The following is a 22,970-nucleotide window of genomic DNA, read 5'->3' as shown; positions in this document are numbered from 1 at the left end:
GCACCCCCGGGGTGCCGCCGTTCGGCCGTCACAGCACGTCGAGGTCCAGGGCCCGGGCCATCGCCGTGTAGCCGGCGTCGCCCGGGTGGAGGTGGTCGCCCGAGTCGTACGCGGGGAGGATGCGGTCCGGGTCGGCGGGGTCGGCGACGGCGCGGTCGAAGTCGACGACGGCGTCGTACGCGCCCGAGGCGCGGACCCAGGTGTTGAAGGCCTCCCGCTTGGCCTCGTTGACCGGGGTGTCGTAGAAGGAGCCCTTGATCGGGGTGAGGGTGGCCCCGACGACCTTGAGGCCCTTGGCGTGGGCCTGCCGGATGAGGGTGCGGTGGCCCTCGACGAGCCGTTCGACGGAGACCTCGGGGGTCGGGCCGCCGGGGAAGGCCGGGCCGCTGCCGCCGATGTCGTTGATGCCCTCCAGGAGGATCACCGTGCTCACGCCCTTCTCGGTGAGCACGTCCTTCCGGAACCGGGCGACGGCCTTCTCGCCCGCCCAGGTGGTGTCGTTGACGACCTCGTTGCCGCCGATGCCGTGGTTGAGGACGGCGCGGGACCGTCCGGTGGCGGCGAGGCGCTCGGCGAGCTCGTCGGGGTAGCGGTTGTCGGCGTCCGTCGTCGAGCCGACGCCGTCGGTGATGGAGTCGCCGAAGGTGACGATGCCGTCGCGGCGGGCGGTGTCCCGGCCGCCGGTGACCTCGACGCCGGAGAGGAAGTACCAGGAGCCGCTGGTCTCCCGGAAGGCGGCGCCGGAGAGGTCGGCGCGGTGGTCGCCCTCGGCGCGGTAGCTGGTGGCCGAGGAGAAGGAGTGGAAGGTCGCCGGACCGGTCGGGTCCGCGAGGTAGAGGGTGACGGTCAGCTGCTCGAAGGCCTCGACGGGGAGGTTCGCGGCGTCGCTGAGGAGGGTCTCGCCGGCCGGGATCGTCACGGACGGCCGGTGGCCGAAGCGGAGCGTGCGCACGGAGCCGGGCTCGATCGCGCTTCCCCCGGCCGTACGGGCGACGGTCGCGCCGGCGATCCGCAGCGGACCGGTGCCGTAACGGTTCGTCAGCTCGATGCGGGTCCGGGTGCCGGCGGCGGTGACGCGGACGACCTGGCGGACCGTGTGGTTGTCGAAGCCCTGCTGCGACCAGTTGGGGCCGAGCGGCGCGGCCGCCGACTGGGGCGACGCGGCCCAGGCGCCGCGCCAGGCCTGGCCGTGGGAACCGTGGTGGCCGGTGTCGGCGAGGGCGGCGGGGGCCAGGGCGAGGGTGCCGGTGGTGAGGAGGGCGAGGGCGGCGCGGCGAAGGGCGTTCGAAATTCGCATGTATTCGTCAATTACGGGCTGGCGCGGGCTATTCCCCTTCTGGTGAGGGGAGTTGGGAGGCGAAGAGCAGCCCGGCCAGCGAGCGGAAGTATTCCTCGGGGTCCCGGTCCCCGACCGCCGCCGTCACGTTGTGGGTGAGGAGCAGCGTCGCGAAGCCGTGGGCGAGCGACCAGGCGGCGATGCCGGCCTGCCGGGCGTCGGGGACGTCCGGCAGGTCCGCGACGCCCGTGCGGAGCGCGGCGGAGGCGCGTTCCTTGGCGGCGAGGAGGTCCGGGTCGTCGGCGCGCAGCAGCTCGGGCCGGAACATGACCTGGAAGTGCGCGGGGTGGGTGACGGCGAACCGGACGTAGCGCACGCCGCGTTCGCGCAGCGCGGAGGCGTCCTCGAGGGTGTCGGCGAGGAGTCCGTAGCCCTCGGCGGCGATGGCCGTGAGCAGTCCGGGGCGGTCCTTGAAGTGGTGGGCGGGGGCGGCGTGCGAGACGCCCGCGCGGCGGGCGAGGTCGCGCAGGCTCAGCCCTCCGGGCCCCTCGGCGGCGATCACGTCGAGTGCGGCGGCGAGGACGGCCTGCCGCAGGTCGCCGTGGTGGTAGCTGCTCCTGCTCGTGCTCTTCGCGTCGCGGTCGCTCGTCATGGCAGCAGCCTAGCCGCAATCTAGGCATTGACAAGTTCGACGGGCCGGAGCAATCTTGTCAGTGTCAAGTTCAGGGCGATGTGCAGGAGGACCCCGTGGAAACCGCTCGCGTACGTCAGATGTGGCACCTGCTCGAACCCCTGCACGCCGTGCTCTACTACGCCCCCGAGGCCTTCGAGGAGGCGGCCGCCCTCGGCTACGGGACGGCCGAGCGCTGGCCCTCCTACTTCGCCTGGCGCGCCGCCGCCCTCGGTCCCGTCGGACCGGTCCGCGTCGCCTCCGCCTTCTACGGCTTCAGCCCCGAGAAGGTCGCCCGGCACGTCCCCGCCGCCTGGGAGGTCGCCGCCCCCGCCGACGTGCTCGCCGCCCGGCTCCGCGCCGTCGACCGGACCTACCGGTCCGTCCTCGGCGAGGACGCCGTCGCGAGCCCCGGACTCGCCGAGGCCGCGGCCCTCGCCCGCCGCGCCGCCGGGGCGGCCGGCCACGAAGGCCGCCCGCTCGCCGCCGCCCACGCCGAACTGCCCTGGCCCGACGCCCCGCACCTCGTCCTGTGGCAGGCGGCGACGATCCTGCGCGAGCACCGGGGCGACGGCCACATCGCCGCCCTGGTCGCCGCCGGCCTCGACCCGGCCGAGTCCCTCGTCTCCTTCGCGGCCGTCGGAGCCGCGCCGGAGCCCGTCTTCGAGAGCCGGGGCTGGAGCGCGGACGCGTGGCGGGCCGCCCGCGAGCGCCTGACGGCACGGGGGCTCCTGGACGCCGACGGCACCGCCACGGAGGAGGGCCGCGCCCTGCGCGCGGAGGTGGAGCGGCGCACGGACGAACTGGCCGCCGGACCGTGGGACGCCCTCGGCCCCGAGGACACCACCCGGCTCGCCGACCTCCTCGGCGGCCCCTGGCTCGCAGTCGTCGGCTCCGGCCTGCTGCCCTCCGAGAACACCCTGGGCATCGGCAAGGTGTGACGGCACCCCGGGGGACGCCGTGCCGGTGCGGGCCCTCGGGCCGTCCGGCCGTCCCGCCCGGACCATCGACACGGGACGGGCGCGGTCCCCGGCCTAGGATTCCAGGGTGCTGACGTACCGAAGGACCCTCGCCGCCCCGACCCTCGTCGTCTCCGTGCTCCTGACCGCCGCCTGCTCGCCCGGGACCGACCTCCCGGGAGGCGCCGGTCACGGGACCGCCGCGCCGGGGACGGCGCTCGCCGCGGTGAACACCCTCACGGTCAAGGGCCGCGCCCCGATGACCGGTTACGAGCGGGAGAAGTTCGGACGGGCCTGGGCGGACGTCGACGGCAACGGCTGCGGCACCCGTGACGACGTGCTCAAGCGGGACCTGACCGGCGTCCGCTTCACGGACGGCCACTGCAAGGTCGCCTCCGGCACCCTCGCCGACGACCCGTACACCGGCACCACCGTCCGCTACGTCCGCGGCCGGTCCAAGGTCGACATCGACCACGTCGTCGCGCTCTCCGACGCCTGGCAGAAGGGCGCGCGGACGTGGGACGCCGAGACCCGGCGCCGCTTCGCCAACGACCCGCTCAACCTCCTCGCCGTGGACGCCGCGACCAACCGCCGCAAGTCCGACGGCGACGCCGCCACCTGGCTGCCGCCGAACCGCGCGTACCGCTGCGCGTACGTGGCCCGGCAGGTCGCGGTGAAGAAGAAGTACGGGGTGTGGGTGACGGCGGGGGAGCGGGACGCGATGAGGCGGGTCCTCGACACCTGCCCGCAGCAGAGGCTCCCGTAGGACCACGAGGCGGAAAAACGTTTGGGCGGCCGGTTCCGCCGGGTCCGTGGCCCGGCCCCGACGGGTGGGTCCGGCGCCGGATCCGACACGTCGGACATACGCCGGAGAGGGCCGTTCCCCCCCGGGGTGACGGCCCTCTCGCGCGTGTCGGTCACCGCGTGTCGGTCACTCGGTCTCGACGACGTCCTTCGCCGCCGGGGCCTCGGCCCCGACCGGCTTGCCGTAGTTCGAGAAGGTGATCGTCCCCGGCTCCTCGCCGCCCTTCGTGACGATCCGCAGGACGTACGGCGTGCCCTGCGTGGCCACGTAGACCGTGCTGCTCTCGCCGCCGCCGCCCGGCTCGGTCAGGGCCAGCGCCTTCCGGCCGCCGACGGTGGTCTCCGCGCCCTTCACGATCCCGCTCGCGCCCTGCTCGAACCCGCTGAGGAGCCGCTTGAGGTCGCAGAGCTCCAGCATGTCCTTGTTGTCGGGGTCGGAGACGGGGCCCTTCAGCCAGCGGCCCTTGAGCGACTTGATCGTCGCCTTCTGCGTCTCGGCGTCCTCGTCCTTGACCTGCTCGCGCAGGGAGGCCTCGTCGAAGCGCAGGTACACGTCCTTGCCGTCCGGCTTGATCAGTTCGATCGTGTTGGTCGCGCCCGTGGTCAGCGTGCCGGTGCACCGTCCCCGGTCGTCGAGGGACAGGTAGGCCTTGACCGGATCGGCGGCCGCCCGCTGGTCGATGTCCACGGTCAGAGCCTTCGCGCCCTTCGTCGCGGCGAAGGCCTTGTCGACGATCTGCGAACCGCTCAGGTCCCCGAAGGGCCCGGTGGGCTTCGCGTCGTCCGAGAACGGGCCGCAGGCGGTGGTGCCGAGGGCGAGGGCGGCGCACAGGAGGGCCGTGACGGCGGTGCGACGGGGGGCGTGCATGGTGGTGTCTCCGAGTGGGGTCGTACGGGGGGCGGGGCCCCGAAGGGCCCCGGTTCCTCGTTCTTCGTGGTGCGGGTCCGGCGTGGTGCCGGTCCGGCGTGGTGCGGGTCCGGTCGGGTCAGCCGACCTTCAGCTCCCACTGCGAGGCGTTGTGGTCGAAGCCGGGGTTGACCTCGACGGACAGGTTCTTGGCGTCCTCGGGGGCGTCGAAGGCGACGGTGAGAGTGGCCTTCTTGCCGGGCAGGACGCTGCCCTTGAAGGTCAGGCCGTTCTTCTCGTCCAGGATCTGATCGGCCTCGACGCCGTTCTTGCCGGCCCGCGCGCTCAGGCTGACGCCGGCGGCGTCGAACGCCTTCTTGCCGCCGTTCTCGATGACCACGGTCACCTGGTGGGCCTTGTTGCCCTCGGTGTGGCCGGGCGCGAACTCGCTCGGGGAGTACGGCTTCGGGGCCGAGACCGTGACCTTCAGGCCGTCGGGGTAGGCCGCGCTGTCGCCGGCCGCGAGGTTCTTCGTCACCGCGTCCTTCGGGGCCGAGTCCTTGATCGCCTTGTCGATCTCGTCGACGGCGTCCTTGGCGGCCGAGAAGACGATGACCATGCCGACGACCGAGAGGATCAGCGCCGCCAGGCCCAGGAGCGTGCCGGTGAGCGCCACCCCCTTGTTGTTCGCCTCGCCGCGCTTCACGCGGCCCCTGCCGACGAGACCCAGGATCAGCGCGATCAGGCCGAGGATGCCGGCCAGCCAGAAGAAGAGCGGGATGAAGCCGGAGACCGTGCCGATGATGCCGAGGATCAGGGCCGCGGTGCCGAGGCCGTTGCGCATGACCCGCGGGGCGGCGGGCGGAACCTGGGTGTCGTACGACATGCGTGTGTCCTCCCGGACGAAGAAGATGTCTCGTTCGATGGGTCAATCACAGCAGAGCTTGTGAACCGAGTCAACACGGTTCACGGAGGACGAGTCGGCTCACGCTGTGAAGTGGTGTCGGACTCGTTCGTCGCTAGGATGGGTGACACAGCCAGAAGGCGAGCCAGGGGAGTTGGGTCACGTGCCGGAAAACGCAGCAGAGGCGGGTGCGGAGCACACGGGTGGCACGGAACCCGGTGCCACCGGGACGGCCGCGGCGGAGGTGACCGCCGCCGGGATCGCCCGGCTCGCCGGCGTCGGCCGGGCCGCCGTCAGCAACTGGCGCCGCCGCCACCCCGACTTCCCCAAGCCCGTCGGCGGGACGGAGACCAGCCCGTCCTTCGCCCTCGCGGAGGTCGAGCGATGGCTCCGCGCCCAGGGCAAGCTGGCCGAGGTCCCGCTCAAGGAGCGCGTCTGGCAGCAGGTCGCGGGCCACCCGGCCGGGGCCGTCACCGCCCTCGTCCACGCGGGCTGCGCCCTCCTCCTCGTACGGGACCGGTCCGCGGCCTGGCCCACGCTGGCCGAACTCCCCGACGGGCGGCTCGCCGAGGTGCTGCCCGTCGCCCTGGAGGAGACGCTCACCGAGCGGCTCGGCCCGGAGCGGGCCGTCCTCACCCCCACCGCCCCCGCGCTCGCCCCCTCCCTCCCGCTCCTGCGCGGGGCCGCCGAACTCGCGGCCGAGACCGGCGTCCGCGAGGCCTTCGAGTTCCTCCTCGGCCGGCACCTCGACGCCAACCCCCGGCAGTACACGCTCACCCCGCCCGGCCCCGCCGCCCTCATGGCGGCGCTCGCGGCACCCCCGAAGACCGGGCACGACGGCGTCCCGCTCACCGTCCTCGACCCCGCCTCCGGGACCGGCGGCCTGCTGAGCGCGGTCGAGGGCCCCGGCGCCGTCTGCGGCCAGGACGCCGACCACGACCTCGCCGCGCTGACCGCCCTGCGCCTGGCGCTCGCCACCGACGCCGACATCCGCGTCCGGTCCGGCGACAGCCTGCGCGCCGACGCCTTCCCGACCCTGGCGGCGGACGCCGTCCTGTGCCACCCGCCCTTCAACGAGCGGAACTGGGGCCACGACGAACTGGCCTACGACCCGCGCTGGGAGTACGGCTTCCCGGCCCGTACGGAGTCCGAACTCGCCTGGGTCCAGCACGCCCTGGCGCGCCTGCGCCCCGGCGGCACCGCCGTCCTCCTCATGCCCCCCGCCGCCGCCTCCCGCCGCTCCGGCCGCCGCATCCGGGCCGACCTGCTGCGCCGGGGCGCCCTGCGCGCGGTCGTCGCCCTCCCGGCCGGCGCCGCGCCGCCGTACGGCGTCCCCCTCCACCTCTGGGTGCTGCGCAGGCCCGTCCAGGGCGAGCGGTCCGCCGCCGAACTCCTCCTCGTCGACGCCGCCGCCGAGCAGAACGGGCCGGGCCGGGAGGGCCGCGACCGGCTCGACTGGCCGGCCGTGCACTCCGCCGTCATGGACGCCTGGACGCCCTTCGACCGGGACGGCACCCTCGTCGGGACCCCGGGCGCGAGCCGTTCCGTGCCGGTCATCGAGCTCCTCGACGACGACGTCGACCTCGCCCCCGCCCGGCACCTCCCGCCGGTCGCCGCCGCCGAGGGCGCCGTCCAGCTGGCCGGGGTCCGCGAGCGGCTGGACGAGACGCTGCACCGCACCCGCGAACTGACCCCGCCGCCCGTGACCGCCCCGGCCCCCGGCACCGCCGGGCTCGGCCGGCCCATGACCACCGTCGGCGAACTCGCCCGCGCCGGCGCCCTGTCCCTGCGCGCGGGCGGCGGCGGCACGGCCCCCGCCTCCGCCCCGGTCGCCGTCCTCACCGACCACGACGTGCTCGCCGCCCAGCCGCCCTCCGGGACGCTGCCCGACGGGCCGCCCGAGGAGCCGGTGCTCCTCGCCGCCGGGGACGTCGTCGTCCCGGTCCTCGGCGGCGGCGCGGCCGTCCGGGTCGTCGACGCCCCGGCCGAGGGAGCCGCGCTCGGCCGCAACCTCCAGCTGCTCCGCCCCGACCCGGCGGCCCTCGACCCCTGGTTCCTGGCCGGTTTCCTCCGGGCCACCGCCAACACCCGGCAGGCCAGCAGCTACGCCTCCACCGCGACCCGGCTCGACGTGCGCCGCCTCCAGCTGCCGCGCCTGCCCCTGGCCGAACAGCGCCGGTTCGGGGAGCGGTTCCGGGCGCTCGCCGAGTTCGAGGAGTCGCTGCGGCTGGCCGCGCGCCTCGGCGACCAGCTGGTCCAGGGTCTGTACGACGGCCTGGCGGACGGCACCGTCACCCCCTGAGGCCGTCCCCGGGGGCGCCACGTTTCGGATCGCTTCGACAACGGTTCCGGGTATCGCGGAACCGTTGTCCGCAGGGGTGTATACGCTCGTCTCCGCACCCGATCCGTCCGAGCAGGAGCAGCAGGATGTACGGCCCCCCGCAGGCCCCGCAGGTTCCGCAGCCGTCGAAGAGCCCCGCCTCCGGCGGCCGGATCGCGCTGCTCGTCCTCTTCTCCGCCCTCGCGCTGCTCAGCTGCGGCTTCCTGGCCTGGGCGCCGATGCTGCGGCTCGCGATCGTCACCCGCAGGGCGCTGGACTGGGTGCTGTTCGGCGCGACGTTCCTGTTGTCGGCGGGCCTCTTCGCGTACGCGGCCGCCACCGGCGACCAGGAGTCCACCACCACGGAGGCCCTCGTCGCCGTCGGCATCATGGTGGTCCTGGTGGCGGGCTCGATCACGTACTCCCTGGTGACCGAGATCCGCCGCCTGGACCGTTCCGTCGCCGCGGCCCCCGCGCTCCGCCCGCCGGGGTACGACCCGAGCGCCGCCGTCACGGTCCCGAGCCCGATCGGGAACCCGAACCCGTACGTCGGCCCGGTCGCCGCGCCCCCGGCCGTCCGGGCGCCCCAGCCGCCCGCCGCGCACGGACCGCGCATCGACCAGGTCCGCGCCGAGCTCGACGAGCTGAGCGACCTGCTGCGGCACCAGAGGGAAGACGACGGTCGCGCGTGAACGGCCGGGTCATCGGCGGGCGTTACGAGCTCGCCACCGTCATCGGCCAGGGCGGGATGGGCCAGGTCTGGACGGCGTACGACGGACGCCTGGACCGTCGGGTCGCGGTGAAGCTGCTCCGGCCGGCCACCATGACGGGCCCCGCCACCGCCGCGGAGGAGCTGCGGCGCCGCTTCGTGCGCGAGTGCCGGGTGACCGCGCAGGTCGACCACCCCGGCCTGGTGACCGTGCACGACGCGGGCAGCGACGGCGACGACCTCTACCTCGTCATGCAGTACGTGGAGGGCGCGGACCTCGCCGACCACCTCGCCGAGCAGACCCCGTACCCCTGGGAGTGGGCGGTCAGCGTCGCCGCCCAGCTGTGCGCGGTGCTCGCCGCCGTGCACGCGGTGCCGATCGTGCACCGCGACCTCAAGCCGCGGAACGTGATGATCCGCCCGGACGGCACCGTGACCGTCCTCGACCTGGGCGTCGCCTCCGTCCTGGACACCGACACCACCCGGCTCACCCAGACCGGTTCGCCCATCGGCAGCCCGGCGTACATGGCGCCGGAGCAGGCCATGGGCGGCGCCGTCGGCCCGTCCACCGACCTGTACGCGCTGGGGATCCTGCTCCACGAACTCCTCAGCGGGAACGTGCCGTTCGCGGGCTCCACCGCTCTCGGCGTGCTGCACCGGCACCTGTACGAGCCGCCCGCCCCGCTCCGGCAGCTGCGGCCCGAGGTCCCCGAGGCGCTCGAAGCGCTGGTCCTGCGGCTGCTCGCCAAGGACCCGCAGGCCCGGCCGTCCGGCGCGCACGAGGCGTACGAGCACCTGCTGCCGCTGCTCCCGGCGCGCGGCGCCCCGACGGGGCCGATGGATCCGACCCGGCCGTTCCTGCGCCCGCACGCGCCCTGGCCGGACCGCGCGACGGCGAGGGCCGTGCCGGTCCCGCCCGTGCCGGTCCCGCCGGTCCTGGTGGCGCCCCCGCGCCCGCAGGCCGATCCCCGCACCGACCCCCGGGTGTACGGGAGCGGGCCGCAGTCCGCGCGTCCCGACGTGGCCGCGGCCGTCGACGAGGTGAAGCGGCTGCTCGCGGAGGGCTCGCTGACCCAGGCCGTGGACATGCTCGGCGCCCTCCTGCCCGCCGCGGCGGCCGAGCACGGCGAACGGTCGCCGGTCGTCCGGATCCTGCGCAAGCAGTACGCGTCGACGCTCATGGACGACGGCCAGTACCGGCGCGCGCTGCCGGAGCTGCGCCGGCTTGCGGAGGACCGGGGAGCGGAGGCGGGCCCGGCGGACCCGCAGTTCCTGCAGTTCCGCTACGACGCGGCCCTCTGCCTGGAGCAGCTGGGGGAGACGGCCGCCGCGATCGGGGAGTTCCGCGCGGTCCTGCCGTACTACGACCGTGATCCGGCGCGGGCCTTCGACATCCGGCAGCGGATCGGGCTGCTGCTCCTGGCGGCGGGCGAGCACGCGGCCGGTCAGGAGGAGCTCCAGCGGCTGCTGTTCGACGCGGAGCGCTCCTACGGCCCGTACCACCCGCTTCCGGTGGAGTTGCGGCGGGCGCTCGACCACCAGCGGCAGCTGGGGCGGCGGCCCTGAGGGGACCGGGCGGCGGCTCCGGGGGGCCTGGAGGCGGCTCGGTCGTGGCCTTGGCGGGGCGCCAGGATCACGACTCGACAACTGATCGAACAGTGGATCTTCATGATCCTTTTTGTCGGTTTTGATGCATGTAACGTTCGCGTCTGATCATGTCCGCGTCCCCAAGGAATCCCACATGACGACGCCGTCCGCTCCCTTCGCCCCCGAGCAGCAGCCCGCCGCCCCCGCCAAGAAGGGCGGCGCGTTCCTCAAGAAGGTCGGTGGCTTCGTCGTCCTCCTCGTCGTCGGCCTCGCCGTCAAGCTCGGCATCCCGTACCTCACGGGCGACGCCCCGGTGCACGCCAAGGCCGGCGAGTGCGTCACCGTCACCGGCCCCGAGAACGACCCCAAGGCCGACACCGCCGACTGCTCCTCCGGCAAGCCCGACCTCTTCAAGGTCGTCAAGGTCGTCGACAACACCTTCGACCTGAACGCGTGCGGCGACAAGTACTCGGCGCTCGCGCAGCAGTGGGACGCGGACAAGTTCGTCCTCTGCCTGGACGAGGTCGCCCCGAAGAAGTAGTCGCGCGCCTCGCGCACGGGCAAGGGCCGGAACCCACGGGGGTTCCGGCCCTTCCCCGTACCCCCTCACGGGGACCCCGCCACCGGCCGGGGCGACGACACCGACGGGGCGGGCGGCGGACCCGGAACCGGGGTGGACACCGGGGGCGTGCCGACACGGGCGGGGGTACGGGCCGGCGGGACCGGATCCGGATCCCCCGACCCGTCCGGGAGCAGCGCCAGGACGCACACGGCGGCCACGGCGGCGGCCGTTCCGAGCACGGCGAGCGCGACCGCCCGGATCCGGTGCGTCCCCCGGCGGCGCCCCTGCGGAGGCGGGACGCGGCGCAGGTCGCGAGGGGTGACGAGAGCGGCGCGGGCGGCCAGGGCGGCGCGCAGCCGTTCCTCCACGGGAGAGTTCATCGATCCGCCTCCGCCCTCTTCCGCAGCTTGCCCTCCAGGGCGTCGAGGGCGCGGCTCGCTGTGGACTTCACCGTGCCGCGCGACAGCCCGAGCGTCCGCGCGATCTGGTCCTCGGTCAGCTCCGACCAGTAGCGCAGCACGAGCACCTCGCGCTGTCGGCGCGTCAGCTCCGCCAGCGCGTCGAGCACGTGCCGGTGCTCCTCGGCGAGCAGCAGTCCCTCGTCGACGGGCGCCCCGGAGCCCGGGTGGGGCGGGACGTACGCGCGCGCGGTGCGGCGTCGGCGCAGCACCGAGCGGGCCGCGTTGACGACGGCGGTGTGCAGGTACGCCCCCGGGTCCTGGAGCCCGTCCAGGGAGGTCCCGTGGGCGCGGCACACGGCGGCGAACGCGTCCTGCACGACGTCCTCGGCGGTCGGCAGGTCGTCGACCAGGAAGACCGCGAGCCGCACCATGTCCAGCCGCCGGGCCGCGTACAGGTCGGTGAGGGTGGGCGGGGGCCCGTCGCCGCCGTGCGGGGTGCCGACGACGCGCAGACGGCGTTCCCGTGCGGGCGCGTACCGGTCCCGGGCGGCACGGGACACGCGCGCGAGCAGCCGGGACCACCAGGGCGGCGCCGGGGTCAGGGGGAGGGCGTACGGCATGGGCCTCGATCCGTCGCGGTCGGGAGGGGGCGCGGGCGGGCGGAGCCGGGTGACCGGCCCCGCCCACCGGGCGCCGCTACTTGCCGGGCGCGACCACGCGGGGTGCGGGAGCGGTACCGGGCGCGGAAGCGGGCGCGGGCGCGGCGACGGGCTTCGGGGCGACGGGCTTCGGGGCGGCGGGCGCCGGAGCCGGCGCGGCGGGCTCCGGCGTGGCCGGCGCGGGGGCGGGCCGGGGGGCCGTCTCCCGGCGCGGCGCGGGCGCGGGCCTCGGCGCGGTCACGACCTCGGGCGCGGCGGACGCGGGGGCCGGCCGGGGCGCGTCGCCCTCGGGCGCGGCGACCGGCTTCGGCGCGGCGGGTGCGACGACCGGGACGTCCGGGGCGGCGGGGGCCGGGGCCGGCTTCGGTCCCGCGTCGGCGACGGCCTGCGCGGCGAAGCCGCCGCCGAGGAGCAGCGCGGCACCGGCGACGACGCCCAGGAGCCGGGGACGGGGGCGGTGGCTCCGCTTGACGTGGCTGGACATGGGGTTCTCCCGAGGAAAGTCGGAAACACGGTCTGGAACATCGGTCGAAGGGCGCCTTCAACCCACCAGACGTGCGGCGCCGCCCGAGGTTGCGAACCGGATCCGGAAAATTTCCCCGACAAGCAGGAAGCGAGAGGGAACACACACCTCTCGCACTCTCAACGTATAGCGCACAGGGGGGCTTGCGGCAAGGCCCCCTCCGTGGCGCAGAATCGCTCCTCGCAACCCCAGACGACGTGAAAACGGGAGCTCTACGACGTGACGTCCCTCATTGCCGGTGTGTTCGACCTCTCCGGCACCCTCTCCGCCAAGGCCGCCCCGGAGCTCATCGCCGCGGACGAGCAGCACTTCGCGGCCATCGCGCGGTGCCTCGACGAGACGATCGCCGAACTGTCGGCGCGCCTCGACGCCGAGCGCAGGGCGCCCGGCGGGATCGGCCGGGAGGCGATGGACCGGGACGCGGAGATCCACCGGCTCTCCGGCCGCCTGCGGACGCTGCGCCGCTTCGGCCTGGACCTCTGCCTGGGCCGCGTGGTCGGCACGGACGACCCCGAGCCCCTCTACGTCGGGCGCCTCGGCCTCACCGACAGCACCGGCCGCCGGCTGCTCGTCGACTGGCGTTCCCCCGCGGCGGAACCGTTCTTCGGGGCCACGCACGCCACCCCCATGGGCCTGGCGAGCCGTCGCCGCTACCGCTGGTCCGGCGGCCGGATCACGGACTACTGGGACGAGGTCTTCACCGCCGAGGGCCTCGAGGGGCACGCCGCGCTGGACGACCAGTCCGCCTTCATCGCCAGCCTGGGCGGCAACCGCTCGTCCCGCATGAGGGACGTGCTCGCGACCATCCAGTCCGACCAGGACGCCATCATCCGGGCCGGATCGCGCGGCGCCCTCGTCGTCGACGGCGGTCCGGGTACGGGAAAGACGGTCGTCGCCCTGCACCGCACCGCCCACCTCCTCTACTCCGACCCGCGCCTCGGGCACCGGAGGGGCGGCGTGCTCTTCGTCGGCCCGCACCAGCCCTACCTGAACTACGTCGCCGACGTCCTGCCCAGCCTCGGCGAGGAGGGCGTACGGACCTGCACCGTGCGCGACCTGGTCGCCGAGGGCGCGGGGGCGACGGCCGAGACCGACCCGGAGGCGGCCCGCCTGAAGTCCTCCCGGGACATGGTCGCGGCCATCGAGAAGGCCGTCGCGTTCTACGAGGAGCCGCCCACCGAGGGCATGACCGTCTCCACCCACTGGTCGGACATCCCGCTGACCGCCGCCGACTGGGCGGAGGCCTTCGACGCGGTCGAGCCCGGGACCCCTCACAACGAGGCCCGCGAGCAGATCTGGGAGCACCTGGCCTCCCTCCTGTACGACAAGTACGACGGCGAGGAGATCCCGGAGGAGCAGTTCCGGAAGTCGCTGCGCCAGGACCGGGAGCTGACCGGTGCCCTCCACGGTGCCTGGCCGATGCTGGAGGCGGCCGATGTCGTCGGCGACCTGTGGACGGTCCCCGCGTACCTGCGGATGTGCGCGCCCTGGCTGACCCCCGACGAGGTGAAGCGGCTGCGGCGCGCGGACGCCCGGGCGTGGACGGTCTCCGACCTGCCGCTCCTGGACGCGGCCCGGCAGCGGCTCGGCGACCCGGCGACCGCCCGGCTCAACCTCCGGCGCAAGGCCACCGTCGCCGCCGAACGCGAGCGCATGGCCGGCGTCATCGACAGCATCGTCGCGGCCGACGCCGACGGCGAGGGCGCGGTCACGATGCTGCGGGGCAAGGACCTCCAGAACAGCCTGATCGACGAGGACGCCCTGCCGGCCGCCGAACTGGAGCCGCTCGACGGCCCGTTCGCGCACATCGTGGTGGACGAGGCACAGGAACTGACCGACGCGGAATGGCAGATGCTGCTCCTGCGCTGCCCGTCGAAGAGCTTCACGATCGTCGGCGACCGCGCCCAGGCCCGGCACGGCTTCGCCGAGTCGTGGCGGGAGCGCCTGGAGCGGGTCGGCTTCGACCGCGCCGGGACGACGTCCCTGAGCATCAACTACCGCACGCCGGAAGAGGTCATGGCGCAGGCCGAGCCGGTCATCCGCGCCGTGCTCCCGGACGCCAACGTGCCGACGTCCATCCGCAGCAACGGCATCCCGGTCACCCACGCCCCCGTCGCCGAACTGGAGGAGATCCTCGACGCCTGGCTCGCGGAGAACGCCGAAGGCGTCGCCTGCGTCATCGGCGCCCCCGCCTTCCGCGAGCGCCCCCGCGTCCGCTCGCTCACCCCGTCGCTCTCGAAGGGCCTGGAGTTCGACCTGGTCGTCCTCGTCGACCCGGACTCCTTCGGAGAGGGCGTCGAGGGCGCGGTCGACCGTTACGTGGCGATGACCCGCGCGACCCGGCAGCTGGTGATCCTGACGAGCGACTGACCGTGCGAAGCGGCCCCCGAAAAGGAAATGAGCGGGGGAGGGGGCCTTTGCTACGGTGATCGGATGGCATCGATCAAGGAATTCCAGGTCACCATCGACTGCGCGCGGCCCGTGCGCCTCGCCGCCTTCTGGTGCGAGGTCCTGGGGTACGTCCTGCCGCCGGCCCCGGAGGGGTTCGCCACCTGGGAGGAGTACGACCGTTCGACGCCGCCCGAGGAGCAGGACCGCTACTTCGCGTGCACCGACCCGTCGGGCAAGGGCCCGCGCGTGCTCTTCCAGCGCGTCCCCGAGGGCAAGGTCGTCAAGAACCGGGTGCACCTCGACGTCCGGGCCGGCACCGGCCTGGTGGGCGAGGAGCGCCTCGCGGTCCTGGAGGCCGAGTGCGCGCGCCTGGTCGAGCTCGGCGCGACGCACCTGAAGACGCTGTACGCGGACGAGGAGAACGAGTCCTGCATCACCATGCAGGACATCGAGGGCAACGAGTTCTGCCTCGACTGAGCCTCGACCGAGCAGGCCCTCATGAACGCCTGACGGTACGAAGCGGCCTACGCCCCTGCTGGGCGGAGGCCGCTTCGGCGTGCCGGGTCCCGGGTTCTCAGGGCTCGGGCCGGAAGTCGCCGGGCGGGATCTCCCGGGGGAGCCGCATGACGTGGGTCAGCTCCACGGGGGCCGGGCCTGACCGATCCGCAGGCCGGGTCGTCCGGACCCGCGTCCCGGCCTGCGCCGACGTCCCTTTAAGTACCGGGGGCAAGTACCCACCCCACCCCACCTGTTCTGAGTGGTCACGGCTGAGGACGCGTGCCGCGCGAGGACGTCACCCACACGAGGGAACTGTGCCAACTCGGGTGGATTTCCGGGTGGTTGCCTGGCATGTGCTCGCGGCGACCCGAACAGAAAATGCTCGGCCCCCGACGGGACTCGCAATCCACGACGGGGGCCTGGCCATCGAGGAAGCGCAACTTCCCCCATGGATAGCAAGCACCTTAACGCGTCCGTCTCCGGCGCGGGCGTCATCCACGCCAACGTCACCCACACGACGCGCTACATCGTCGTCGGCAACCACCTCACGCAGCACGAGCACCTCTCGCTCACCGCGATCGGCCTCGCCGTCCACATCCAGTCGCTGCCCGCCGGTACCCGCATCGGCATCAAGCGCCTCGCCAGGCGCTTCCCCGAGGGCGAGATCCGCATCGCCGCCGCCCTGCGCGAACTGGAGGCCCACGGTTACCTCTCCCGCACCCGCGAGCGCCTCCCCGGCGGCCGGATCGCGACCCGTACGGTCTCGTACAACAATCCGGGCGCGGTCGAGCCCCCGGAGCCGGACCCGGACTCGGACCCCGATCCGGACCCGGGCCCGGACCCGAAGCCGGGCCCGGAGTCGGCCCCGGGCCCGGTGTCGGGCTCGGGCCCGGAGTCGGCCCCGGGCCCGGAGTCGGCCCCGGGCTCGGAGCCGGCCCCAGGTCCGGAGTCGGTACGGGGCGAGACCCCCGCCCTCCCCCCGACCCCGGCCACCGAGCTGCTGCTCGACCTGCGCCGCCACGACGCCCGCTTCCTGCTCTCCGTACGGGACATCCGGCACCTGGCCCCGGCCGTCGACGCCTGGTTCGCCCGGGGTGCCACCTCCGACGCCGTCCGCCGCACCCTGCTCGCCGACCTCCCGGAACCCCTCAGGCACCCGGCGGGCCTCCTCTCCCACCGCCTGAAGGTCCTCCTCCCGCCGCCGCTCCCCGCCGTGATCCCGGTCCAGGGCCCGCCGCCGATCCAGACCTGCGTCACCTGCGAGGAGGTCGCCTTCCGCGCCTGGGAACCGGGCCGGTGCCCCGACTGCGAGGCGGACGCGGACGCTGCGGCGGCGAAGAAGGCGGCGGAGGCCTGGATGGCCGCCGACGCGGCCTGACCCGCAAGATCCACGGGGGAGGCCGGCCCGCGGGCTTCGACAAGGAGAAACGCAAGCGCCGGAACGAGGTCGAGCGCACGATCAACGGGCTCCAGCGCTTCCGCGCCGTGGCCACGCGCTACGGCAAGCGCGCCTGCGTCTTCCACGGCACTGTCACCGTGGCCTCCGTCCGCCCGTGGCTCAGCCCATGATCGGGTGGGCAGACAAAGCGGTGGTCGTCCGACGCGGCGGAACTGGAGGGCCGCGGGGTCGTCGACCTGCCGCCCGGCCGGGTGGGCTGGCGGGAGCGGGCCGCCGACCGGTGGCCGTCGTTCGCGTGACCGCTGCGATTCCTTCGCTGCGGCCCGACGGCCTCCAGAAGACCACGTCTGAGGTCAGGGTCGGGCCAGGAGCGCCGACGTGCACTGTTCGGTGAGGTCCTCGGCGTGCGGTGGCAGCGGGGTGCCGCTCCGCAGGTGACGGCGGACCACGGTCAGCGGCAGGTCGACCAGTGCCAGGGCGACGCGGTCCCGGTCCTGTTCGTCCCGGGAGCCCAGGGCTTCGGCGAGGCGGCCCGGGGCGGCGAACACGCGGCGGTTACCGGAGTCGGCGCGTTCGGCGTGCTCCTTCGTCCAGTCGGCGCGGCCAAGTCGGCGGCGCCGTAGAGGAGGAGGGCCGCCTCGGCCGGGTTCTCGCGGCACCAGGCCACCACGTGCCGGGACGCCGCGCGGGCCGCCCGGTGCGCGTCGGGCCCGCCGGTCAGGACGGCGAGGTAGCCGGCCTGGAAACGCTCCACGGTACGCAGCCACACCTCCGCGAGCAGCGCCGTGCGCCCGGCGAAGCGGTGGTACACCGAGCCGCGAGGCGCCCCGTGGCCCTTGAGGGCGCTCTGCATCGTCCCGCGCCCCCCTTCACAGGGCGCGGAAATCCGTGGACGGGCCCACAGGAGATCACGTACGGTGTGGCTTCACGCCCTGAGACGGACGGAAGGAGACGAGTGCCGTGCAGTTCACACCTTTCCAGCGCTCCCTCTTCCGCTGTCCCGGCGTGGTTCGTCAGTTCTGACCGGGAGCGCTCCGAGCAGCCTGTATCCCGGAGGAATCCATGACCGATCCGGTCATCCGCGCGCTCTCCGCGAGCGACGCCCATCTCTTCGACGCACTCCCCGACCCCCTGGGCGCCCGTGAAGGCCATCGGCGTACCCGGTTCCGCCCCGACTGGAAGCGCGTCGCCCTGCGCGACGGCGAGGTCGTCGCACGCGGCGCGTGGTGGGGCGGCCCCGACGACTCGGAGCCCGTCAACATCAACTGGTTCGACGTGGCCGAGGGCGAGGAGGAGGCTGGGGCCGAACTCCTGCGCTCCGCTCCCTGGCAGGTCGAACTCGAGATCAACCTGCCCGGCGGCTGGCGGGAGAAGCCCGATCTGCGCGCCGGTGCCGAGGCGCGCTTCGCCGCCGCACGGGCCGCAGGGTACGAACTCCTGGTGGAACGCTTCCTGTACCGCTGGACCCCGGAGCGAGGTCTGCCCGAGCGGCCCGGACGCCTGCGCTTCAGTGCCGAACCCGACGACACCGTGTTCTTCGACGCGTTGCGCCGCATCCACTCCGCCACCCTGGACGTCCACGCCCTCAGGGCCATCGAGGAGGGCGGCCTCGACCAGGCCGCCCAGGAGGAACTCGACTTCTTCCACTGGTGCCCCTCCCCGCGCGAATGGTGGCAGACCGCACACACGCCGGAGGGCGACCTGGCCGGCATCCACATCCCGGCCCACAACCCCTCCGGCCCGACCATCGGCTTCATCGGAGTCGTCCCGGAACACCGCGGTCGTGGCTACGCCTACGACCTCCTCGCGGAGTGCACCCACCTCCTCGCCGAGCAGGGCGCGGAGTTCATCAGCGGAGCGACGGACCAGGGCAACTTCCCCATGGCCGCGAACTTCGCCAAGGCCGGTTTCCCCGTCATCCGTGAACGCATCAACTTCCACCCGGCGGGCCAAGCGGCCTAGGCCTGTCCGGCGGATCAGGGTCGGACAGGCCCTGGCGAGGAGCAGCACGCGGTGAGCGGTCCGGTCCGAGGGCAGGCCCGGACCGCTTGCCAGTGCCCGGCGGCATGCCGGCCGACCGTGTGAACGTGCGGGATCCGTGCCCGTTTCCGTGCAGGCCCCACCAGCAAGACCACGATCTGCGGCTGGAGTGTCAGGCCCGGGGCTCCCGCTTCATGGCCCACAGGACCGGGCCGCCGCCCGGCAGCGGGAACTCGTCGACGACCTCGAAGCCGAAGTGCTCGTACACCGGCAGGTTGTCCGGCTTGGAGGACTCCAGGTAGACCGGCAGGCCCGCCGCGTCGGCCTTGGCGAGGCCGGAGCGGAGCAGGGCGGAGCCGTGGCCCAGGCCCCGGGCGGCGGGGTCGGCACCGATGACGGCGAGGTACCAGTGGGGTTCGGTCGGCCCGTGCTCGGCGGCCGCCGTGACGGCCTCCTGGAAGGCCGGGGCGCGGTCGCCGAGGATCTCGACGAGCTCCTGGACGGTCTCCGCGTCCGGGACGGCCTTGTCCGCGCCCTCGGGCGACACCCAGAAGGCGGCGGCCGAGCCGGTCCGTTCGCAGACGCCGTGGAGGCCGTACTGCCGGGTGAAGAGGGTCGTGAAGTAGCGGTCGAGGCCCGGCTCGCGGGTGGCGGCGTCGGGGAAGAACCACTGCATCATCGGGTCGTCGCCGAAGGCGGAGGCCAGGGTGCGGCCGACCATGCGGGCGTCGTCGATCGTGGCCGTTTTCGGTGTGTTCGCCAGGGTCATGCGGGTCATTCTGCACCCGTGATGATCTTGGTCGGACAGGGGGTGGGCCCTGCCCCTTCCGGGCCTGGTCAGGCGGCCCGTGCCGGGGCCCGGAGCAGACGGACCGCCGCCGTCGCGGGCAGGGCGATGCTCACGGCGAGAAGGACGAGCAGCTCCACTATGCCGAGGCGGGCGGCCAGGAGGAGCATGCTGAGACCGACCGTGACCGGCGCCGCGAGGGTCAGGGCGGTCGCGACCGCCTTCGTCCGCCGCTGCCACGCGGCGGACGTCCACAGCAGTCCGAGCCCCAGGACGAGGGCGGCCAGGCCGGCGAAGGGGGAGGAGAGCGCGGCGATGCCGCTCACGCCGAGCAGGACGGCGGTGAGGACGCTCCGTGACCGGGACTGGGGGGCCTCCGGAGGCGCGACGGGAGCGGCGGCGGTCTCCGGCTCCTCCTCGCGGGCGGCCGCGACGATGGCGGAGGGGCTGCCGAGCCGTTCGAGCGCCGTGCGGACGGCCTCCGGGTCCTGCTCCTCCCCGACGGCGACCGCGAGGTGTTCGCGCAGGTCGGCGAGGAGTTCCTCGCGGCGCCCGGCGGGCAGGAAGGACGCCTCCCGCTCGATCGTGGCCAGGTAGTCGGTCACGAGGGGGTGTTCGGTGCCGGTCATGCGGAACCTCCGTGGGGTGCGGTCAGGAAGTGGTCGACGCCGTCGCGGAAGCGCGGCCAGCTCTCGGCGAACTCGGCGAGCGCGGTCCTGCCGGGCGCGGTGAGCGTGTAGTAGCGGCGGGCGGGGCCGGTGGCCGACTCGCGCAGCTCGGTGTCGACGAGTCCGTCACGGCGAAGCCGGGACAGCAGGGGGTAGATCGTGCCCTGGCTGGTGGTCATGACGCTGACGGCGGCCAGCTCGTCGAGGATCTCGACGCCGTAGCGCGGGCCGTCGCGCAGCAGGGCCAGGACGCAGTACTCCAGCACGCCCTTGCGCAGCTGACTGGCGACCCTTCCGGACGCCTCTGATCTTGCTTCGCCAGGAACCATGCAATGCAAGATACCCCCGGGAGCGCCGCTGATCAACGGAACGGCGCGTGCGACGATGCCGGAGTGCGAGAACTGCGTGGACTGAGCGAACTGACCGAGGTCGAGGACCCGGCGTGGCCGCTGCTCGAAGAGGAGCTGCGGACGGCGAAGGTGCCCGTCGACGTGACGGCCGCCGACCCGGAGCGGGCGGCGGCGACGCTCCTCCAGACGCAGGTCACCGTCCGCTCGTACCTGGGCGCGTTCCTCTTCCGCACCGGCGGCGCCCTCGTCGACGACGGCTGGCTGCGGGTGTACGGCAGCCCGGCCGCCCACAACGACCGGCGCCTGCCCGGCCTCGCCCGGGTCAACGGCTACCCCGACGAGCCCGACCCCGCCTGGCGCCCCGCCGCCGGACTCGTCGTCGCGCACGACGTGCTCGGCGGGGCCTTCGCGATCCAGGGCGGCACGGAGGAGGAGACCGGACTCCCGGGCAGCCCCGGCGAGATGGTCTACTTCGCGCCCGACTCGCTGCGCTGGGACGCGACCGGCGCCGGCTACGGGGCGTGGCTGTCGTGGATGCTCGCCGGCGGGACCGAGGAGTTCTACGAGGGCCTGCGCTGGCCCGGCTGGCGCGACGAGGTGCCGAGCCTCACCGGCGGAGAGGGCCTCAGCCTCTACCCGCCCCTGTGGTCCGCCGAGGCGCACCGGGACCTGGCCGCGACCAGCCGCGCGGTCGTCCCCCTGGGGCAGCTGCTCGGCTTCGCGCGCGACACGGCCCTGCAGCTCGACGGCACCGACCCCGGCTTCCTCGGCGAGGACGTGTAGGACCGGACACCGGGCCCCCGGGCCCCGGGCCCCGGACACCGGCCCCCGGGCCCCCGGGCCCCGGGCCCCCGGCGCCGGGCCGGCGCCCCCGGGAGGGGCCGTCGGGACGCGGTCGCGGTCCAGGGGCGTTCCCGGTGCGCCACGCCGGGCGGAAACCCTGCGACAAACGCCTTCGCGCCGCTGCACCCTGGCCACTGACGGCAAGATCGACCGGGGGAGAGCGCGATGTGGTCAAAGGTCTCGGCAGGGGAGCTGCCCGCGCGGGAGCGGTTCGACTGGTTCGCGGACCTGATCACGCGGGAGGTGATGCCGACCGCGCTCAGCGTCGAGCGGCCCGCCGACTTCGAGGCGGAGGCGGCCGTCCTGGACCTCAGGACCGTCCGCGTCGCGCGGTTCTCCTTCTCGCCCCTGCGGTCCCGCCGCACCCCCGCCCTGATCCGGCGCGGCGACCCGGAGCAGTACCAGCTGGGACTGATGCGGCGGGGCGCCACCTTCCTCTCCCAGCACCGGAACGACTGCAACGTCGGCGCGGGCGACCTGGTCTTCTGGGACACCTCGCGGCCCTCCGACGCCGCCATGCCCCGCGACTCGGGCCCCGTGCAGCTGACGATGCTCCAGGTCCCGCGCGACGTCCTGCCGTTGCGCACCCGCCGGATCGACCGGCTGCTCGCCAGCCGGATCCCCGGCGGACACGGGCTCGGGGCGGTCCTCGCCTCCTTCCTCGGCTCCCTGGAGGGCCACGCCGGCCAGTGCGCGCCCGAGGACCTGCCGCGCCTCGGCTCCGTCGTCGTCGACCTCGCCGCCGCCTGCCTCGCACAGAACCTCGACGCGGAGGAGCAGCTCCCGGCCGAGGCCCGGGCACGGGCCCTGGTCCAGCGGATCCACACCTTCGTGGACACCCACCTCGGCGACCCCGACCTCACCCCGGCCGCCGTCGCCGCCGGCCACCACATCTCCGTGCGGACCCTCCACCAGCTGTTCCGGACGCACGGTGACGGGGAGACCGTCCACGCCCGCATCCGGCGCCGCCGCCTGGAGCGCTGCCGCGACGACCTCGCCCGCCCCGACCTCCTCGGGCACCCCGTGCAGGCCATCGCCGTACGCTGGGGGTTCAGCGGTCCCGCCGTCTTCAGCCGCGCCTTCCGGACGGCGTACGGACTGAGCCCCACCGAGTTCCGCGCGCTGAGCGTCAAGGAGACCCGCGCCGGGTGCACAGCGGGAGGGGCCGCGCGTGCCTAGGCTCGGAACCGTTCGACAGGTTTCGGGAGGACGGGGGAGGGACCACCATGAGCAGCGGCAACGACCAGGGGATCTGGGACTTCGACGCGTGAACACCGAACAGGACGGCCTTCCGGAGGTACGGACGGGGCGGCTCGACCTCGTGCCGCTCGCCGTCGCGCACGCCGGCGAGATGGCCGGGGTCCTCGCCGACCCCGCCCTCCACGCCTTCATCGGCGGCGCCCCGCTCGCCCCGCCCGAACTGCGCGCCCGGTACGAACGGCTGGTCGCCGGATCGCCCGACCCGGCGGTCGCCTGGTGCAACTGGGTGGTGCGGCTCCGTGCGGAGGGCCGGCTCACCGGGACCGTGCAGGCGACGGTCACCGACGGCGGGCGGACCGCCGAGGTCGCCTGGGTGATCGGGACCGGGTGGCAGGGGCGGGGGATCGCCCGAGAGGCCGCCGCGGGACTCGTCGGACTGCTCGTGGAGCGGGGCGTCCGGACCGTCGTCGCCCACGTCCACCCCGCCCACGCGGCCTCCGCCGCCGTCGCCCGCGCGGCCGGCCTCGCACCGACGGAGGAGACGCGGGACGGCGAGGTCCGCTGGGAGGCCGTGTTCGACGGGGCGGGCGGGTGAGCCACGCCGTCCACGTCCTCCTCCCCGAGGACCGGCGC

General features: G+C 74.4%; 23 protein-coding genes and 2 pseudogenes. 14 read left to right on the top strand and 11 right to left on the bottom strand.

All coding sequences use genetic code 11. From position 1 onward, the window contains the following. Positions 1-28: 28 nt before the first annotated feature. Together IE180_RS23165 and IE180_RS23160 are read right to left on the bottom strand one after the other, a co-directional pair. Positions 29-1,297, bottom strand: coding sequence for an SGNH/GDSL hydrolase family protein (locus tag IE180_RS23165; RefSeq protein ID WP_190158864.1), 1,269 nt, complete (start codon positions 1,295-1,297; stop codon positions 29-31). Between the two features lie 28 nt (positions 1,298-1,325). Further along, positions 1,326-1,928 carry a TetR/AcrR family transcriptional regulator gene (locus IE180_RS23160; protein ID WP_190158863.1) on the bottom strand — a complete coding sequence of 201 codons (603 nt, stop codon included), beginning with the start codon at positions 1,926-1,928 and terminating at the stop codon, positions 1,326-1,328. Between the two features lie 119 nt (positions 1,929-2,047). Here IE180_RS23160 and IE180_RS23155 point away from each other — a divergent pair, with 119 nt between their 5' ends. Next, on the top strand, positions 2,048-2,887 hold the full coding sequence (locus IE180_RS23155; RefSeq protein WP_190158990.1) for an SCO6745 family protein: 840 nt from the start codon (positions 2,048-2,050) through the stop codon (positions 2,885-2,887). Positions 2,888-2,993: 106 nt separating this feature from the next. Next, entirely contained in the window at positions 2,994-3,671 is a 678-nt protein-coding gene (locus tag IE180_RS23150; RefSeq protein WP_190158862.1) for an HNH endonuclease family protein, read from the top strand. Positions 3,672-3,836: 165 nt separating this feature from the next. Here IE180_RS23150 and IE180_RS23145 read toward each other — a convergent pair whose 3' ends face one another. Next, positions 3,837-4,577 carry a hypothetical protein gene (locus IE180_RS23145; RefSeq protein ID WP_190158861.1) on the bottom strand — a complete coding sequence of 247 codons (741 nt, stop codon included), beginning with the start codon at positions 4,575-4,577 and terminating at the stop codon, positions 3,837-3,839. A 118-nt stretch (positions 4,578-4,695) separates the two neighbouring features. After that, positions 4,696-5,442, bottom strand: a complete 747-nt coding sequence (locus tag IE180_RS23140; RefSeq protein ID WP_190158860.1) for a DUF4190 domain-containing protein — start codon at positions 5,440-5,442, stop codon at positions 4,696-4,698. Positions 5,443-5,704: 262 nt separating this feature from the next. Here IE180_RS23140 and IE180_RS23135 point away from each other — a divergent pair, with 262 nt between their 5' ends. The 4 genes from IE180_RS23135 (at position 5,705) to IE180_RS23120 (ending at position 10,617) form a co-directional block, all read left to right on the top strand. Further along, complete coding sequence (locus tag IE180_RS23135; protein ID WP_190158989.1) at positions 5,705-7,762, top strand: N-6 DNA methylase; 2,058 nt, start codon at positions 5,705-5,707, stop codon at positions 7,760-7,762. A gap of 125 nt (positions 7,763-7,887) precedes the next feature. Then, positions 7,888-8,472: a hypothetical protein gene (locus IE180_RS23130; RefSeq protein ID WP_190158859.1), complete on the top strand. Its 585-nt coding sequence runs from the start codon at positions 7,888-7,890 to the stop codon at positions 8,470-8,472. Further along, positions 8,469-10,055, top strand: a complete 1,587-nt coding sequence (locus tag IE180_RS23125; protein WP_190158858.1) for a serine/threonine-protein kinase — start codon at positions 8,469-8,471, stop codon at positions 10,053-10,055. Before IE180_RS23130 ends, IE180_RS23125 begins: the two co-directional genes overlap by 4 nt. 175 nt (positions 10,056-10,230) lie before the next feature. Next, complete coding sequence (locus tag IE180_RS23120) at positions 10,231-10,617, top strand: LppU/SCO3897 family protein (RefSeq protein ID WP_190158857.1); 387 nt, start codon at positions 10,231-10,233, stop codon at positions 10,615-10,617. A gap of 65 nt (positions 10,618-10,682) precedes the next feature. Here the strand turns inward: IE180_RS23120 and IE180_RS23115 are convergent, their stop codons facing one another. The 3 genes from IE180_RS23115 to IE180_RS23105 all read right to left on the bottom strand — a co-directional run bounded on the left by IE180_RS23115 (position 10,683) and on the right by IE180_RS23105 (position 12,182). Further along, on the bottom strand, positions 10,683-11,018 hold the full coding sequence (locus IE180_RS23115) for a hypothetical protein (RefSeq protein WP_190158856.1): 336 nt from the start codon (positions 11,016-11,018) through the stop codon (positions 10,683-10,685). Next, the gene (locus IE180_RS23110) at positions 11,015-11,659 is read right to left on the bottom strand and encodes an RNA polymerase sigma factor (RefSeq protein WP_190158855.1); all 645 of its coding nucleotides are present in this window, start codon (positions 11,657-11,659) and stop codon (positions 11,015-11,017) included. The genes IE180_RS23115 and IE180_RS23110 overlap by 4 nt, the downstream gene beginning before the upstream one ends. Before the next feature lie 76 nt (positions 11,660-11,735). Beyond that, on the bottom strand, positions 11,736-12,182 hold the full coding sequence (locus tag IE180_RS23105) for a hypothetical protein (protein WP_190158854.1): 447 nt from the start codon (positions 12,180-12,182) through the stop codon (positions 11,736-11,738). 258 nt (positions 12,183-12,440) lie between these two features. On the opposite strand from IE180_RS23105, the gene helR reads away from it, so the two are divergent. The 4 genes and pseudogenes from helR to IE180_RS37680 all read left to right on the top strand — a co-directional run. Further along, the gene (gene helR / locus IE180_RS23100) at positions 12,441-14,591 is read left to right on the top strand and encodes an RNA polymerase recycling motor ATPase HelR (RefSeq protein ID WP_190158853.1); all 2,151 of its coding nucleotides are present in this window, start codon (positions 12,441-12,443) and stop codon (positions 14,589-14,591) included. A gap of 63 nt (positions 14,592-14,654) precedes the next feature. Further along, the gene (locus IE180_RS23095; protein WP_190158852.1) at positions 14,655-15,089 is read left to right on the top strand and encodes a VOC family protein; all 435 of its coding nucleotides are present in this window, start codon (positions 14,655-14,657) and stop codon (positions 15,087-15,089) included. A 469-nt stretch (positions 15,090-15,558) separates the two neighbouring features. Further along, positions 15,559-16,488 (top strand): helix-turn-helix domain-containing protein, encoded by a 930-nt coding sequence (locus IE180_RS23090; RefSeq protein WP_190158851.1) that lies wholly within the window; start codon positions 15,559-15,561, stop codon positions 16,486-16,488. Positions 16,489-16,499: 11 nt separating this feature from the next. Next, a pseudogene (locus tag IE180_RS37680) lies at positions 16,500-16,679 on the top strand (IS5/IS1182 family transposase); the annotation flags it as partial. A gap of 183 nt (positions 16,680-16,862) precedes the next feature. On the opposite strand, the pseudogene IE180_RS23080 reads toward IE180_RS37680, so the two are convergent. Then, positions 16,863-17,395, bottom strand: a pseudogene (locus tag IE180_RS23080) (TetR/AcrR family transcriptional regulator). A 176-nt stretch (positions 17,396-17,571) separates the two neighbouring features. On the opposite strand from IE180_RS23080, the gene IE180_RS23075 reads away from it, so the two are divergent. Then, positions 17,572-18,471, top strand: coding sequence for a GNAT family N-acetyltransferase (locus IE180_RS23075; protein ID WP_190158850.1), 900 nt, complete (start codon positions 17,572-17,574; stop codon positions 18,469-18,471). A 190-nt stretch (positions 18,472-18,661) separates the two neighbouring features. Here IE180_RS23075 and IE180_RS23070 read toward each other — a convergent pair whose 3' ends face one another. The 3 genes from IE180_RS23070 to IE180_RS23060 are packed head-to-tail and all read right to left on the bottom strand — an operon-like array spanning position 18,662 to position 20,273. Continuing rightward, positions 18,662-19,267 (bottom strand): GNAT family N-acetyltransferase, encoded by a 606-nt coding sequence (locus IE180_RS23070; protein WP_190158849.1) that lies wholly within the window; start codon positions 19,265-19,267, stop codon positions 18,662-18,664. A gap of 59 nt (positions 19,268-19,326) precedes the next feature. Next, positions 19,327-19,905: an HAAS signaling domain-containing protein gene (locus tag IE180_RS23065; protein ID WP_190158848.1), complete on the bottom strand. Its 579-nt coding sequence runs from the start codon at positions 19,903-19,905 to the stop codon at positions 19,327-19,329. Beyond that, positions 19,902-20,273 carry a PadR family transcriptional regulator gene (locus IE180_RS23060; RefSeq protein WP_190158847.1) on the bottom strand — a complete coding sequence of 124 codons (372 nt, stop codon included), beginning with the start codon at positions 20,271-20,273 and terminating at the stop codon, positions 19,902-19,904. The genes IE180_RS23065 and IE180_RS23060 overlap by 4 nt, the downstream gene beginning before the upstream one ends. 63 nt (positions 20,274-20,336) lie before the next feature. On the opposite strand from IE180_RS23060, the gene IE180_RS23055 reads away from it, so the two are divergent. From IE180_RS23055 to IE180_RS23045, 3 genes are all read left to right on the top strand, one after another. Beyond that, positions 20,337-21,077 carry a DUF2625 domain-containing protein gene (locus tag IE180_RS23055; protein ID WP_308434437.1) on the top strand — a complete coding sequence of 247 codons (741 nt, stop codon included), beginning with the start codon at positions 20,337-20,339 and terminating at the stop codon, positions 21,075-21,077. A 225-nt stretch (positions 21,078-21,302) separates the two neighbouring features. Then, a complete protein-coding gene (locus IE180_RS23050; protein WP_190158846.1) occupies positions 21,303-22,316 on the top strand; it encodes an AraC-like ligand-binding domain-containing protein in 1,014 nt (337 codons plus the stop codon). Between the two features lie 88 nt (positions 22,317-22,404). Further along, positions 22,405-22,932, top strand: a complete 528-nt coding sequence (locus IE180_RS23045; protein ID WP_190158845.1) for a GNAT family N-acetyltransferase — start codon at positions 22,405-22,407, stop codon at positions 22,930-22,932. Positions 22,933-22,970: the final 38 nt, after the last annotated feature.

The sequence above is a fragment of the Streptomyces litmocidini genome, from assembly GCF_014649755.1.
In the GTDB taxonomy this organism is placed as follows: Bacteria; Actinomycetota; Actinomycetes; order Streptomycetales; family Streptomycetaceae; genus Streptomyces; species Streptomyces litmocidini.
Note: the sequence above shows the minus strand (reverse complement) of the source record. Positions and strands in the feature narration are given on the sequence as shown.